Source organism: Sphingomonas sp. R86520 (assembly GCF_042466285.1).
Classification (GTDB): domain Bacteria; phylum Pseudomonadota; class Alphaproteobacteria; order Sphingomonadales; family Sphingomonadaceae; genus Sphingomonas.
In genome coordinates, this window is record NZ_JAXHBZ010000001.1 from 366,245 (window position 1) to 380,807 (window position 14,563).

A 14,563-nucleotide genomic window follows, 5' to 3' on the forward strand; every position below is an offset into this window, starting at 1 on the left:
TCGGAGGCCGCCGATCGAGCGGCAACTCCTGCCTCCTTGTTCTCCGGCGAAGGCGGGAGCCCAGGCTAGATCCCCGCCTTCGCGGGGAAACAAGCTCATTGCGGATTTACCCCGCGACGGGCAGCTTCACCTTGCCGGCCTCATCGCGCTCCAGCGGGCCATAAGACAGCACCGTTTCCAGCAGCAGCGGCCCGCCGTAAATGTGCGGGAACAGCTGCCCGCCGCGCGACTCTTCCCACTTCACATCGTCGCCGAGCGCGTCGAGATCGATCGCCGCGACGTGCAGGTCGGACTGGCCGGCAAAATGCTTGTCGACCGTCTCGGTCAGCTGTTCCGCGGTCGACAGGTGGATATAGCCATCGGCCAGATCCACCGGCGCGCCCGCGAAGCTGCCGCTCTCCAGTGTCGCCAACTGCTCGCCCGTCAGCACCTTGTACGCGATCGGCGGGTACGCGATCGAATCCTTGCTCACTCACCATCCTCCGGGCCTGCAGCGGTATCTTCGCCGATCGTCGCGCCGGTATCCGGAGCGACCTCTGGCACGGCGTCGGCCAGGTTGATCTCGGCGTCTTCCTCGGTTTCCTCGATCCGGGCGGCGGAGACGACGTGCTCGCCCTTCGCCACGTCGAACAGCTTCACGCCGGCCGAGTTGCGGCTGATGACGCGGAGCGACGCGAGCGTCGTGCGGATCAGTTTCGCCTGGTTGGTCACCAGCATCAGCTGATGGCCCTTCGCCGCGGCGAAGCTCGCCACGACGGGGCCGTTGCGCGCGATGTTGTCGATGTTGGTGATGCCCTGGCCACCGCGACCCGTGCGACGATAGTCATACGCGCTCGACAGCTTGCCATAGCCGTTCTCGCAGACCGTCAGGATGAACTGCTCGCGGTCCTTGAGATCGTTGTAGCGGTCGGCGCCCATGCCGTGATCGCCCTCCCGCTCGCCCTTCCACGGTGCGAACTTGAGGTACGTCTCGCGCTCCTCGGGGGTCGCGCCGACACGGTGCAGGACCGACAGCGAGATGACCTCGTCGTCGCCCTTCAGCGTGACGCCACGCACGCCGGTCGACGTCCGGCTCTGGAACTCGCGCACGTCGTCGCCGGCGAAGCGGATCGCCTTGCCGAGCCTGGTCGCGAGCAGCACGTCGTCATGCTCGCTGAGCAGCGCAACGCCGATCAGCTTGTCCTCGGACCCCTCTTCGAAGCGCATCGCGATCTTGCCGTTCGACGGCACGTTGGTGAACGCATCCATCGCGTTGCGGCGCACGAGCCCGCGCTGCGTCGCGAACATCACGTGCAGGCGGCTCCACTCGCTCAGATCCTCCGGCAGCGGGAGCACGGTCGAGATCGTCTCGCCCGGCGCCAGCGGCAGCAGGTTGATCATCGGCCGGCCACGTGTGGCAGGACCACCCTCGGGCAGGCGCCAGACCTTGTAGCGATAGACCTTGCCGAGGTTCGAGAAGAACAGCACCGGGGTGTGCGTCGAGGTGACGAACAGCTCGGTGACGACGTCCTCGTCCTTCGTCGACATGCCCGCGCGACCCTTGCCGCCGCGCGCCTGGGCGCGGAACGTGTCGAGGCTGGTGCGCTTGATATAGCCCTGCATGGTCACGGTGACGACCATGTCCTCGCGCTCGATCAGGTCCTCGTCGTCGATGCCATTGGCGGCAGCGGCGATCTCGGAGCGGCGCGGCGTGGCGAATTCGTCGCGGATCGCGATCAGCTCGCCGCGCATCACTTCGTACAGCTTCGCACGGTCGCCGAGGATGTGGAGCAGCTCGCCGATCGTCGCGGCCAGCGCCTTCAGCTCGTCGCCGATCTCGTCGCGGCCCAGCAGCGTGAGACGGTGCAGGCGGAGATCGAGGATCGCGCGGACCTGCGGCTCGGACAGCTTGTAGATGCCGTCGGCCTGCTTGTCCTCGACTGCCTCGACCAGCGCGATGTACGGCGCGATTTCCTCGACCGGCCATTCGCGCGCGAGCAGCTTGCCGCGCGCTTCGGCGGGGCTCGACGACCCGCGGATGATCTTGACGACTTCGTCGAGGTTGGTGACCGCGATGACGAGGCCGAGCAACAGGTGCGCGCGCTCTCTAGCCTTGGCGAGCTCGAACTTGGACCGCCGTGTGATGACCTGCTCGCGGAAGGTGATGAACGCGCCGATGATGTCGCGCAGGTTGAGCAGCTCGGGACGGCCGCCGCGGATCGCCAGCATGTTGGCGGGGAAGCTCGACTGCGCCGGCGTGTGGCGCCAGAGCTGGTTGAGCACAACGTCGGGGGTCGCGTCGCGCTTGAGGTCAATGACGATGCGCACGCCCATCCGGCTCGATTCGTCGCGAATGTCGCTGACGCCTTCGATCCGCTTGTCCTTGGCGGCTTCGGCGATCTTCTCGACCAGGCCGTTCTTGCCGGTCTGGTACGGGATTTCGGTCAGCACGATCGAACGACGATCGCCGCGGCCCTCCTCGACGATGTGTCGCGAGCGGACGATGATCGAGCCGCGGCCGGTCTCGTATGCGGACTTGGCGCCCGCACGGCCGAGGATGATCGCGCCGGTCGGGAAGTCGGGACCGGGGACCAGCTCGAACAGTTCCTCGGTCGTGATCGCGCCATTGTCCATGTACGCGAGGCACGCGGCGATCACTTCGCCGAGATTGTGCGGCGGGATGTTGGTCGCCATGCCGACCGCGATGCCGCCCGCGCCATTGACCAGCAGGTTCGGGAAGCGGGCCGGCAGCACGGTCGGCTCGCGCTCGGAGCCATCATAGTTTGCGACGAAGTCGACCGTATCCTTGTCGAGATCGCCGAGCAGCGCGTTCGCCACCTTGCCGAGACGTGCCTCGGTGTAGCGCATCGCCGCGGGCGGATCGGGATCCATCGAGCCGAAGTTGCCCTGGCCGTCGATCAGCGGCACGCGCATCGACCAGTCCTGCGTCATGCGGGCCAACGCATCGTAGATCGAGCTGTCGCCGTGCGGATGGTATTTACCCATCACGTCACCGACGATGCGCGCCGACTTGCGGTAGGGCTTGCCGGCGACGAAGCCGCTCTCGTGCGCGCCGTACAGGATACGGCGATGAACCGGCTTCAGGCCGTCGCGGACGTCGGGCAGGGCGCGCGCGACGATGACGCTCATCGCATAGTCGAGATAGCTCGACTTCATCTCGTCGACGATCGAGATCGTGGCGATGCCGGCAGGCTCGCCGCCCTGGGGTTCGGCGAGGATAGTCTCGTCGGTCAAATCTGAACGCTTTCGGCTTGTTGCGGTGTTGTGACACACCTTAGCCGAGGGGGGGGCACCTTACTACCCCCGCGCACGCGTACGCACGCGCCCACGCACGAGGGGGTGAAGCGGTTTCATCGTTAATTGCGGGTTACTTGCAGGCGGTCTTGGTCTTGTTGCCGGCGAGCGAGCAATCATAAGTCACGGTCTTGCCGTTTGCGAGCTTGGCACTGACCATGCGGCCCTTCTTGACCGTCGTGGTGCGCTTGGCGACCGTCTTGGTGGTGGTCGACGCGGCAACCGTCTTGGGCTTGGCTTGCGTCGCGGCGATCGCTGCGGTGCCGGACAGGAGTGCCGCGCTGGCGAGGATCGCTAGAGGGAGAGACTTAGTCATTGGATATCCTCTCGTTTCGTCCCCTGTGGACGATACGAAGGAGTGCGCTGAGCGACCTGAACGCGGCATGGCACGCGCGTGAAATCTACGTCATGAGCGAAGAGTCGCGGGCGTCGAGGCTAAGATCGGGTTCCTGCAACCCTGCTCGCAAACCGTCACCCCAGCGAACGCTGGGGTATCCCCGTTTGGCGCGCGCCGTTCGCCACACGCCGATATCCCAGCTTTCGCTAGGATGACGTCACGAGGGCGCGCTTTACGGCGTGACCTCGACCCCGTCCCAGGCGAACAGCTTGCCGCTGTCCGGCGCGCGCAGGCCGTCGATGACGTCGAGCAACTGCACCGCAGCCCGGTCCGGCTTGAACAGATTGCCCGACGTTACATTCCCCTGGAACGGCTGAGACAGGCCGGTGTCCACGGTCCCGGGATGCAGCCCGACGACGATCCCGCTCGAATTACGTCGTTTGTCCTCGATCGCGATCGTCCGCACCAGCTGGTTCAGCGCCGCCTTCGACGCGCGATACCCGTACCAGCCACCCAGCTTGTTATCGCCGATGCTGCCGACCCGCGCCGACAGCACCGCGAACACGATCCGCCCCGCCTTCGGCATCGTCGGCAGGAAATGCTTTGCCACCAGCGCGGGCCCGATCGCGTTGATCGCGAAGTTGCGCGCCATCCACACCGGATCGATCTCGCGCATCGCCTTCTCGGGACCCTGCTCGCCGTCGTGGAGCAAACCGGTCGCGACGAGCACCAGCGTCGGCGATCCGACCCGCGAGGCGGCCGCGACAATGCTCGCCTCGTCCTCCAGATCGAGATGCCGGTCGCCGCTAACCGACCGCGCAAATCCGTAGACCTTGTCGAACGCGCCTTCCTCGATCAGCGCCTCCTCCAGCGCCTTGCCGATTCCGCCCGAGGCGCCGATGACGACCGCGCTGCTCACTTGCGCACGAACCGGAACTGCGCGTCGCTGCTGCCCATCGCATCATAGGCATAGCCGTCGCTGTCGAACCCCTTGATCCCCTCGATGTCGTCGACGCGGTGCTCGACCAGCCACCGCGCGACCATCCCGCGGGCCTTCTTCGCGTGGAAGCTGACGAACTTCTGCGCCTCGCCCTCGCGGAAATCGATCGCGACGACGCGGATCGACTTGGGCAGCTTGCCGTCCGCCGCCGCCCAATATTCCTGGCTGGCAAGGTTCAGGATCGTCCCCGAACCTTCCGCCTCGACGTCGTCGGCGAGCAGCTTGGCAATTTTGTCCCCCCACCAGTCGGTCAGCTTGGTCTTCCGCGGCGCCCAGCGCGTGCCCATCTCCAGCCGGTAGGGCCGCATCAGGTCGAGCGGCCGCAGCAGACCGTACAGCCCCGACAGCATCCGCACGTGATCCTGTGCGTAATCGACCGCCGCCTCGTCGAGCGTCTTCGCCTCCAGCCCGGTATAGACGTCGCCGGCGAATGCGAACATCGCCGGCCGCTCGGGCAGCGTGTCGAAATCGCGGAACCGGTCCGCGTTCAGTTTCGCCAGCGCGGGCGAGATATGCATCAGCTCGCTAAGCTTCTTCTGCGTCATATGCGCCGCCGCATGTGCCAGCGTCGTCGCCTCTGCGGCAAACCGCGGCACGGTCGGTTCGAGGTCGGGCAACGCGCTATCATAGTCGAGCGTCTTGGCGGGAGAAAGGACAGCGATCATCGCCGCGATCTAGCTGTGGCGTGGAATGCGTTCAATCGACGTTCACGCTGTATTTTCGATGTTCGGGATCCTGACCGCTTGCTTGAACGTATGCATGGCGGACCATATAGCGTCGCGGCGCGCCACTCGTACCGGGCCGACGCAAAGGGAGAGTTTCCGCATGAAGACCATTTCGAAGCTTGCACTGGTTGCGGCATTCGCCACCGGCGTGAGCAGCATGGCGCTGGCCACGCCCGCGTTCGCAAAGGACAAGAAGGCCGACGCCGCCGCTCCGGCAATGAAGCTGAGCCCCGAGGTCCAGAAGCCCGGCATCGCCGCGCAGACCGCGCTTGCTGCCAAGGACTATGCCGGCGCGCAGACCGCGATCGACCAGATCGATGTCGTCGCCAAGACCGATTACGAGAAGTATATCGGCGCGGCGCTTCGCTATCAGCTCGAAACCGAGAAGATCGTCGCCGCGCAGACCGCCAACCCGAACGCGCCGGTCAACGAGACGACGCTCGCCAAGCCGCTCGACGCGCTGATCGCCAACGCAGCGACGCCGGCTGCCGATCGTGGCCGCTACGCCTATCGTCGTGGTGCGCTGGCGTTCAACGGCAAGCAGTATCCGGTCGCGCTGCAGTATTTCGCGAAGGCGAAGGAGCTTGGCTACACCGATCCGAACCTCGGTCTTCAGATCGTCAAGGCCAAGATGGATAGCGGCGACGTCGCCGGCGGCACCGCCGATCTCGAAGCGACCATTTCGCAGATGACCGCGGCCGGCCAGAAGGCACCGGAGGAATATTACAAGTACGCCATCGCCAAGTCCTATGCCGCCAAGCGCAATGCCGACACGATGACGTGGCTGAAGAAGTGGGTCACGGCCTATCCGACCGCCAAGAACTGGCGCGATACGCTGGTGTTGTCGGGCATCCAGCAGAACGCGCTGATCACGCTCGACGAGACGCAGAAGATCGACGTTTTCCGCCTGATGCGCGCCACCAACGCGCTCGCCGACCAGACCGACTATCTCCAGTACGCCGACAGCGTGAACCGTCGCGGCCTGCCGAGTGAAGCGCAGGCGGTGATCAAGGAAGGCATGGCGCAGGGCAAGATCCCGGCGGCGAACACGATGGCGAAGGGCCTCCTGGCCGACGCGACGAAGAACATCGCCGCCGATGGTCCGCTTTCCGGCCTCGAAAAGCGTGCGGCGACGGCGGCCAACGGCAAGCTCGCCGCGGGCACGGCCGACGCGTATCTCGGCCAGAACAACTATGCCAAGGCGGTCGAACTGTACCGGCTGGCACTGACCAAGGGCGGCGTCGATGCCGACGACGTGAACCTGCACCTCGGCATCGCGCTCGCGCGGTCGGGTGACAAGGCAGGCGCGGCGACGGCGTTCTCGGCGGTCAAGACGGCGCCGAAGTCCGATGTCGCTGGCTTGTGGACGACCTGGGCTGCTGCGCCAGCAGCGTAAGCGAACCACGTCCTGCCGAAAGAGACGGGGCGGCAGCAATGCCGCCCCGTTTTCGTTTGGCTCCGTGTTCGGCGGCGCCTGCCTTCATGACGGACAATTTTATCGCCAGCCGACACTCCGTAACCCCGGACCTGTTCGCGCGTTCAGTCCGCGGCTAGCCGTACGGCATGACAGGCCGCCCGCCGGTCCGACGGTGATTGCCGGAGCACGTCCGGCATGACGCAAAGCCGGCTTCACGGAGAGAATGTGTGAGCGACCTGCAATCCGATACTGAACTGAGTCCCGGATCAGGGGGACGTCCTGGCGCCCGACCCGGGCAACGCGATCTGACCACCGGCCATATCGGCCGCACGTTGCTCGCATTCGCGTTGCCGACGCTCGGCTCGAACATCCTCCAGTCGCTCAACGGGTCGATCAACGCGATCTGGGTCGGACGCTTTCTCGGCGAGGGTGCGCTGGCGGCGACGTCGAACGCCAACATCATCATGTTCCTGACGTTCGGCGCGGTGTTCGGGTTCGGCATGGCGGCGACGATCCTGGTCGGCCAGAGCTTCGGCCGGCACGATCTGGAAGGCGCACGCCGCGCATTCGGGTCCGCGGTCGGGCTGGTCCTGGGTGGCGCAGTCATCATCGCCGCGCTCGGCTGGGTCTTTGCGCCGGAGATCCTGCACCTGCTCGCCACGCCCGGCGATGCGATGCCGCTGGCGCTTGCCTATCTGCGCGTGATCTTCCTCGGGCTGCCCGCATCGATGATGATGGTGCTGCTGATGATGGGTCTGCGCGGTACCGGCGATTCGATGACCCCCTTGTGGTTCATGCTGCTCAGCGCGGTGCTCGACAGCGCGCTCAACCCGTTGCTGATCGCCGGCATCGGCCCGTTCCCGCGCATGGGGATCGCCGGCTCGGCGACCGCGACGCTGATCGCGAGCCATATCTCGTTGCTCGGGCTGGTCACGTATATCTATCGCCGCAACCTGCCGATCCGGCTGCGCGGCAGCGAACTGCGCTACCTTATCCCCGAACGCGCGCTGACCGGTACGATCGTGCGGAAAGGCCTGCCGATGGGCGCGCAGATGCTGGTCATGTCCACGGCCGGCCTCGCGATGGTCGGGCTGGTCAACCGGCTCGGTGTCGATACCGCCGCGGCCTATGCAGTATCACAGCAGCTCTGGACGTATATCCAGATGCCCGCGCTGGCGATCGGTGCGGCGGTCAGTTCGATGGCGGCGCAGAATATCGGCGCAGGACGCTGGGACCGGGTCGGCGACATCACCAAATACGGCCTGATCTTCAACGTCGTGCTGACCGGAGCGATGGTTGCCGTGGTGATCCTGTTCGACCGTCCGGTAATGACCTTGTTCATCGGCGAGGCCAGTCCGGCTTTGCCGATCGCGCGCCACATCCAGCTGATCGCGAGCTGGAACTTCGTCGTGTTCGGCGCGACGATGGTGCTGTTCTCGACCGTGCGCGCCAACGGCGCGGTGATCGCGCCGCTGATCGCGCTGATCGTGTCGATGTACCCGGTCCGCATCGGCTTTGCGCTGCTGGCCAAGCCGTGGCTCGGGTCGGACGCGTTGTGGTGGAGCTTTCCGCTCGGGTCTCTCACGACGCTGGCGATCGCGGTCGGCTACTACCGCTACGGCAATTGGCGCAAAGGTGCGCTGGTGGTGCCCGACGAGGGCGAGGAACAGGCGCACGCGATGACCGAGCCGGGTGGCCGGTTGCAACCTACGGGGTGAGTTCTGAGGCTCCTATAAAGAGAGGCGACCTCCCCGGCGAAAGCCGGGGCCCAGGTGGAAAGGTTGCAGTAACGAAGCGCTGAACCCGGTTGGCGACGTCCCCCAACTGGGTTCCGGCCTCCGCCGGGGAGGTGCGCCTCTGTTGGAGTGCGGCGTGGTTACCGCAACCGCTTCACGAACGACCGGCCACCCTCGCGTCGCTCATGCTGGAAATTCGGGATCGTCTCGATCAGGTCCGACAACCGGTTGAACCCGTAATTGCGCGCATCGAAGCTCGAGCGGTTGCCGGCAAGTTGCCCAAGCTCGGCGACGCTGGCGTAGCCCTTCTCGTCGCGCTTCACGGCATTATAGGCGTCGATCAGCAGCTTGATCACCTGCTCGTCGATCGGTTGCGCAGTCTTGGGACGAGCAGCCGGTATCGGCGCCGCGACCTTCTCGCCAGCAACCGGGGCGGGCGCCGGAGCCGGCATCGGCTGCGAGGTTTCGTTCAGCGCACCGACGTCGATGAACCGCGTGCAGGCTTGGCGGAACCCTTCCGGTGTCCGCGACGTGCCGAAGCCGTAGACGGGGATGCCGTCCTGCCGGATGCGGGTCGCGAGCGGCATGAAATCGCTGTCCGACGACATGATTCCGAACCCGTCGATGCGGCCGCGGAACAGCAGGTCCATCGCGTCGATCGTCATCTTCATGTCGGTCGCGTTCTTGCCCTTGGTCAGGTCGAACTGCTGCTGCGGCTCGATGCCGTGCTTGATCGACATGTCGCTCCACGCCTTCAGCGCAGGCTTCGACCAGTTGCCATAGACCCGGCGGACATTGACCGTGCCGAGCTCGGCCAGGACGGTCAGCACCGGGTCGAGGGTCGCGGCGGACGCGTTGTCCGCGTCGATCAGGAGGGCGACATTGCGCGTTGTGGTATCGATCATGCGCGCGAGGGTACGCGCGCGAGCGCCCCGCGTCCACGCTCCGCACCAGAGAGCCGGCGATGTTCACGGATACGCTATCGCCACGACCTCGTATTCCCGTTCGCCGGCCGGCAGGTCGACGCGGCGTACATCGCCGATCGCCGCCCCGCGCAGGGCCCGCGCGAACGGCGAGTTCCAGCCGATCCGCCCGTTGCTCGCATCGGTCTCGTCGTCGCCGACCAGCGTCAGGATGCGCTCGACGTCATCCTCGTCCGCGACCGTCACGCACGCCCCGAACCACACGCGCGAGCGATCCCCTTGCGCGGCCGGATCGACGACCTTCGCCGCCTTCATCCGCTTCGACAGCCAGCCGAGCCGCCGGTCGATCTCGCGCAGGCGTTTGCGCCCATAGATATAGTCGCCATTCTCGGAGCGGTCGCCGTTGCCTGCCGCCCAGGAAATGACCTCGACCAGCTTGGGCCGTTCGCCGGCAAGGAGATGTTCGTATTCTTTGCGGAGTACGGCGTAGCCGGCGGGGGTTATGTAATTGGGGCGATCCATGGAGACGCTATAACGCCCCCGTATCCGGCACCCCAGCGGCAATAAGCGTCACTTTAGCAGCATCACCCGTGACCCCAGCGTCAACAATCGTCACTTTAGCAGCAACACCCGCCACCCCGGCGAAAGCTGGGGTCTCCCGCGGCTCCTGCTCGACCGACAACCGGGATACCCCAGCTTTCGCTGGGGTGACGGGTTTTTTGGGGTGGGGAGAATAGAATAGAATAGAATAGGATGGGAGTTCCCGAGGAAACGGTTGTCCATCCCTCCTTGTTCTCCCGCGAAGGCGGGAGCCCAGTCTGGGCTCCCGCCTTCGCGGGAGAACAATCTTCGGTAATTAGCCCGGCCGGTTCTTCCCCAGATACCACGACAACCGCGCCGGCCCCCGGCTCTTCGCCCGCACCGGGTTCAGCAGGTCGTACACCACCGCATTCTCCAGCACGCGCTGCACATAGTTGCGCGTTTCCTGGTATGGGATCGCCTCGACCCAATCGACCATATCCACAGCCCCGGTCCGCGGGTCGCCGTTCGCGCGGAGCCATTTGTTCACGTTGCCGCCGCCCGCGTTATACGCCGCCACCGCGAGCGGATAACTGCCGTAATTGGCATACACGCGCTGGAAATAGCTCGACCCGAGCATGATCGACATGTTCGGATCGGTCGTCAGCGCCGCCTGCGAATAGGCGAGGCCGATCTTCCCCGACTGCTCGCGCGCGGTCGCCGGCATCAGCTGCATCAGACCCCGCGCGCCCGCATGCGACACCGCAGCACGATCGAACTGGCTCTCCTGTCGCGAGATCGCGTGGATGATCGTCCAGTTATCCTCATACCCCGCCGGCACCGCGACCATCGGAAAGCCCACCGCGGAATAATCGCTGAGCCCGTTCGCCAGCGCGCTCCGCCCGACCATCACGCCCAGATCGGGCCGGTTGATGCTCTTCGACAGTTCGGCGGCGAGCAAATGATCGGTGTCGGTCGTCGCATCTGCCGCGATCTGACGGACGAACGCGGTCTGGTCCTGCCAGTCGGCGATCTGGCCGAGGAACTTCACCGCGCGCACCGTCTCACGCCGATCGAATGCGGCGCGCACCGCGGGATCCACCGCGATCGCAGCGACCGAAGGCGGCGCGACCAGCGCACGCCCGGTGCGCTCGTTGGCGAGTTGCCCGTAATATTGGTCACGGTAGCCCGCTGCCTGACCGTAGAACGCCGCCGCCTGAGGCGCCAACCCGGCCGCCTCCGCCGCACGTCCCGCCCAATAATAGCCCTTCGATCGCACCTGGGGCGAGCGCGATCCCCGCGCGTACCGGTCGAACAGCGTCATCGCATCCGCCGGTCGCCCGAGCTGCTTCATCGCCACCCGCCCGCCGAGCCAGGCTAGGTTAGTATATTCATCACGCTCGGCATAGGATTTCGTCGCGATGTCGGCGCCATACGGATACGCGTCGTCGATCTGCCGCGCGATGTCGTAGGCAGTCTGATACTGCCCGTCGTTCGCCGCGCCGTTCGCGTTGGTGACGAGCACCTCGTACCATTCCGCCGCATTGCCCGGCCGCGTCACCAATGACCGAGGCCGCGCCAGCCACGCGCGCGCCGAGGGACTAGCCCCCGAATTGCGCAACCACTGCGCCCGGTCCGCGACATACCCCGCATCGTTCGCATACAAGGTCTGCGTCGAGGCCGAGATGTCCGACGCGTTCGGCGCATTCGTCCGGAACGCCAGTCGCGCCTCGAACACAGCGCGCCGCGTAGGACTTACCCAAACCAGTTGCCGCTGTGCCGCGCCGGTCTGCCCCGCCCACAGCAGCGCATCCATCCGTGCATCCTGGTCGTCGGGCGTCAGCGCGCCTGGAAAGCCCGCCATCACCATCGCCTCGTCGGTCGGCGACAACCCGCTGCTCCGCCACGCCGTCCGCACCGCCGCATAGGCCTGATCCCGCGCGCCCGTCGCCATCAGCGCCCGCGCAAAGGCGACTCCGCCCGAAGCCGACTGCGGCGGATAGCGCCGGAAGAACGCCGTCACGCTAGTCGGCGATCCGGTCGAAGCCTTGCGTTCCGCCGCACGCCGGTTCGCCGTCTCGTTAGGCCAGCCCGGATGCGCCATCAGGAAGCCGGCATAGCTGTCGAACGGCAGCGCATCGGTCTGCTGCAACGCCCGCCACTGCGCGATGGTCGACGCGATCGCGCCGTCGCTGAACATGGGGGGCGCCATCGGCTGGGCTTGTGGCCCCATATTGGCAAGCTGCGTGCTGTAGCGGTCGAGCGTATCCTGCCCGGCTCCGGACGCGGCGACGGTCCCCGCCACGACTGCGAGGAGAAGGCTCGTTTTCAACATCGATGCTACCATGTGGACAGCATAGGCTTCCAACCCGTATCTGTCCTGAACGAAATCCGGATTTTCCATGACATCCGGCGCAACAAAACCGCAGGCTACCGCATGTTTTCAGGATCGATTCCCGCGCTCGTCACGCCGTTTGCCGCCGACGGCAGCTTCGACGAAGCCGCCTACCGCGACTTCATCGAATGGCAGATCGCGGAAGGCTCGTCCGGGTTGGTCGCGTGCGGCACCACCGGCGAAGCGGCGACCTTGTCGTACGACGAACATTTCCACGTCGTCCGCGTCTGCGTCGACCAGGCGAAGGGCCGCGTTCCCGTCATCGCCGGCGCCGGTTCGAACGATACGCGCGTCGCCTCCGCAAACCTGCGCGCCGCCAAGGACGCGGGTGCCGACGCCGCGCTGATGGTCCCGCCCTATTACAACCGGCCGGGGCAGGAGGGTATCTTCCGCCATTTCGAAGCGCTCGCCGAGACGACCCCGCTGCCGATCATCCTCTACAACGTCCCCGCGCGGACAGTGACCGACATCCAGCCGGCGACCTTGGCGCGCATCGTCGCCGCGTTCCCGAAGGTGTTCGTCGGCGTGAAGGATGCCAGCGGCGTCCTTGCGCGTGTCTCGCAGCACCGGGCATCGTGCGGGCCGGACTTCTGCCAGCTGTCGGGCAACGACGACCTCGCGCTCGCGTTCAACGTCATGGGCGGCACCGGCTGCATCTCGGTAAGCGCCAACGTCGCGCCGAAGCTCTGCGCCGAGTTTCAGGCGGCCTGCCAGGCGGGCGATTTCGTCAAGGCGCTGGCCTACCAGGACCAGCTGTATCCCCTCCACGAAGCGCTTTTCACCGACGCCTCGCCCGGCCCGGTGAAGTACGCCATGACAAAGGTGCGACCGGGCTTCCCCGAAGCACTACGCCTGCCGATGACCCCCGCGGGTGAAGCCTCGCGCGCGGCCGTCGACACAGCCTTGGCGCACGCAGCCCTGGCTTGATCCCCGCCTTGTTCTCCTGCGAACGCAGGAGCCCAGGATCAAGACGACCATCGCCTGTAACACTGTTCTCCTGCTTTCGCAGGAGAACAGTGTCTGAGCGAAGCTGCGCCCCACGTCCGCGGTGTGAGCGCAGTCTTTGCTTGCAATAACACCGCCCCCGCTTCCCCTAAGCCCTCGGACGCCCTACATCGCGCGTCCCATGGCACGTCCCAAACCCCCCACCTTCGAGAAGACCAAGATCGTCGCCGAGAACCGGCGCGCGCGGTACGACTATTATATCGAGCAGGTGTTCGAGGCGGGCATCGCGCTTACCGGCACCGAGGTGAAGGCGCTGCGTGGCGGCGAAGGCTCGATCGCCGAGGCCTATGCCGAGGTGAAGGACAAGAGCGTCATCCTGGTGAATTCGAACATTCCCGAATTCAGCCACGGCAACCGCTTCAACCACGAGCCCAAGCGCCCGCGGAAATTGCTGCTGCACGAGCGTGAGATCAACAAGATGTTCGGCGCGGTCGCGCGCCAGGGCATGACTCTGGTCCCGCTGATGGTCTACTTCAATTCGAAGGGTCGCGCGAAGGTCGAGCTGGCGCTGGCGAAGGGCAAGCAGAACCACGACAAGCGCGATTCGGTGAAAGAACAGGACTGGAAGCGCGAGCAGGGCCGGATCATGCGGGATCGCGGATAGGCTGTGCCGAACGCGCCGGGCAGTATCTTCGCGCGTCTCGCGGCGTGGTCGCATCGTAACCTGCCGACCCGCGAATCGATGGAGAAGAACCGTCTCCTCCGTCCCGTCGCGCACCGCGTGCTCGCCCCGGAATTGTGGCGTTTCACGCGCCGCTCGGTCCCGCGCGGCGTCGCGCTCGGGATGGTCGCGGGCATCCTGATCCCGGTCGCGCAGACTCCGGTCGCCGCGATCTTCGCGCTGCCGTTCCGCGCCAACGTGCCGACCGCGGCGCTGACCACCTTCATCACCAACCCGCTGACCACCCCGCCGCTGTGGATCGCCGCCTATTGGATCGGTTCGTCGCTGCTGCGGCTCGACGCGCACGTCCCCGGCCAGCCCGTTGCCGAGGCCGCGGCCAGCACCGAATGGATCCCCTGGCTGATGCACGCTGGCCCCGCCACCGCGCTCGGCCTGCTGGTCATCACGATCGTCTGCTCGATTGGCGGCTATGCGCTCAGTGCGCTCGGCTGGCGGTTGTGGATCGCGCGCAAGTGGCGGCACAGGCACGATAATCGGCACGCTAATCGCGGTTCGTAACAATCGTCACTATTATTGACCTACCCGAATTG

Annotated in this window: 13 protein-coding genes; 5 read left to right on the forward strand and 8 right to left on the reverse strand. The window is 65.9% G+C overall.

What is annotated here, in order from left to right; genetic code table 11:
* Positions 1-106 precede the first annotated feature (106 nt).
* The 5 genes from SJY41_RS01880 to yaaA all read right to left on the reverse strand — a co-directional run bounded on the left by SJY41_RS01880 (position 107) and on the right by yaaA (position 5,296).
* Positions 107-472 (reverse strand): DUF952 domain-containing protein, encoded by a 366-nt coding sequence (locus SJY41_RS01880; RefSeq protein WP_380778573.1) that lies wholly within the window; start codon positions 470-472, stop codon positions 107-109.
* Positions 469-3,234 carry a DNA gyrase subunit A gene (gene gyrA / locus SJY41_RS01885; RefSeq protein ID WP_380778575.1) on the reverse strand — a complete coding sequence of 922 codons (2,766 nt, stop codon included), beginning with the start codon at positions 3,232-3,234 and terminating at the stop codon, positions 469-471. The genes SJY41_RS01880 and gyrA overlap by 4 nt, the downstream gene beginning before the upstream one ends.
* Positions 3,235-3,367: 133 nt before the next feature.
* Entirely contained in the window at positions 3,368-3,610 is a 243-nt protein-coding gene (locus SJY41_RS01890; protein ID WP_380778577.1) for a hypothetical protein, read from the reverse strand.
* A 253-nt stretch (positions 3,611-3,863) separates the two neighbouring features.
* Entirely contained in the window at positions 3,864-4,550 is a 687-nt protein-coding gene (locus SJY41_RS01895; RefSeq protein ID WP_380778579.1) for an SDR family NAD(P)-dependent oxidoreductase, read from the reverse strand.
* Positions 4,547-5,296, reverse strand: coding sequence for a peroxide stress protein YaaA (yaaA, locus tag SJY41_RS01900; RefSeq protein ID WP_380778581.1), 750 nt, complete (start codon positions 5,294-5,296; stop codon positions 4,547-4,549). Before yaaA ends, SJY41_RS01895 begins: the two co-directional genes overlap by 4 nt.
* A gap of 160 nt (positions 5,297-5,456) precedes the next feature.
* On the opposite strand from yaaA, the gene SJY41_RS01905 reads away from it, so the two are divergent.
* Together SJY41_RS01905 and SJY41_RS01910 are read left to right on the forward strand one after the other, a co-directional pair.
* Positions 5,457-6,752 (forward strand): tol-pal system YbgF family protein, encoded by a 1,296-nt coding sequence (locus tag SJY41_RS01905; RefSeq protein ID WP_380778583.1) that lies wholly within the window; start codon positions 5,457-5,459, stop codon positions 6,750-6,752.
* Between the two features lie 257 nt (positions 6,753-7,009).
* Positions 7,010-8,491 carry an MATE family efflux transporter gene (locus SJY41_RS01910; protein ID WP_380784035.1) on the forward strand — a complete coding sequence of 494 codons (1,482 nt, stop codon included), beginning with the start codon at positions 7,010-7,012 and terminating at the stop codon, positions 8,489-8,491.
* A 158-nt stretch (positions 8,492-8,649) separates the two neighbouring features.
* Here SJY41_RS01910 and SJY41_RS01915 read toward each other — a convergent pair whose 3' ends face one another.
* From SJY41_RS01915 to SJY41_RS01925, 3 genes are all read right to left on the reverse strand, one after another.
* Entirely contained in the window at positions 8,650-9,414 is a 765-nt protein-coding gene (locus SJY41_RS01915) for an NYN domain-containing protein (protein ID WP_380778585.1), read from the reverse strand.
* 63 nt (positions 9,415-9,477) lie between these two features.
* Entirely contained in the window at positions 9,478-9,954 is a 477-nt protein-coding gene (greB, locus tag SJY41_RS01920; protein WP_380778586.1) for a transcription elongation factor GreB, read from the reverse strand.
* A gap of 334 nt (positions 9,955-10,288) precedes the next feature.
* Entirely contained in the window at positions 10,289-12,298 is a 2,010-nt protein-coding gene (locus tag SJY41_RS01925) for a transglycosylase SLT domain-containing protein (protein ID WP_380778588.1), read from the reverse strand.
* 90 nt (positions 12,299-12,388) lie between these two features.
* Here SJY41_RS01925 and dapA point away from each other — a divergent pair, with 90 nt between their 5' ends.
* From dapA to SJY41_RS01940, 3 genes are all read left to right on the forward strand, one after another.
* Positions 12,389-13,273, forward strand: coding sequence for a 4-hydroxy-tetrahydrodipicolinate synthase (gene dapA, locus SJY41_RS01930; RefSeq protein WP_380778590.1), 885 nt, complete (start codon positions 12,389-12,391; stop codon positions 13,271-13,273).
* A 199-nt stretch (positions 13,274-13,472) separates the two neighbouring features.
* Positions 13,473-13,955: an SsrA-binding protein SmpB gene (gene smpB / locus SJY41_RS01935; protein ID WP_380778592.1), complete on the forward strand. Its 483-nt coding sequence runs from the start codon at positions 13,473-13,475 to the stop codon at positions 13,953-13,955.
* Between the two features lie 3 nt (positions 13,956-13,958).
* Positions 13,959-14,531: a DUF2062 domain-containing protein gene (locus SJY41_RS01940; RefSeq protein WP_380778594.1), complete on the forward strand. Its 573-nt coding sequence runs from the start codon at positions 13,959-13,961 to the stop codon at positions 14,529-14,531.
* The last annotated feature ends 32 nt before the right edge of the window (positions 14,532-14,563 follow it).

Coding starts and splice junctions, on each gene's coding strand:
- greB (WP_380778586.1), bottom strand. CDS start 9,954: ATGGATCGCCCCAATTACATAACCCCCGCCGGCTACGCCGTACTCCGC.
- smpB (WP_380778592.1), top strand. CDS start 13,473: ATGGCACGTCCCAAACCCCCCACCTTCGAGAAGACCAAGATCGTCGCC.
- SJY41_RS01890 (WP_380778577.1), bottom strand. CDS start 3,610: ATGACTAAGTCTCTCCCTCTAGCGATCCTCGCCAGCGCGGCACTCCTG.
- SJY41_RS01905 (WP_380778583.1), top strand. CDS start 5,457: ATGAAGACCATTTCGAAGCTTGCACTGGTTGCGGCATTCGCCACCGGC.
- SJY41_RS01915 (WP_380778585.1), bottom strand. CDS start 9,414: ATGATCGATACCACAACGCGCAATGTCGCCCTCCTGATCGACGCGGAC.
- yaaA (WP_380778581.1), bottom strand. CDS start 5,296: ATGATCGCTGTCCTTTCTCCCGCCAAGACGCTCGACTATGATAGCGCG.
- dapA (WP_380778590.1), top strand. CDS start 12,389: ATGTTTTCAGGATCGATTCCCGCGCTCGTCACGCCGTTTGCCGCCGAC.
- SJY41_RS01925 (WP_380778588.1), bottom strand. CDS start 12,298: ATGGTAGCATCGATGTTGAAAACGAGCCTTCTCCTCGCAGTCGTGGCG.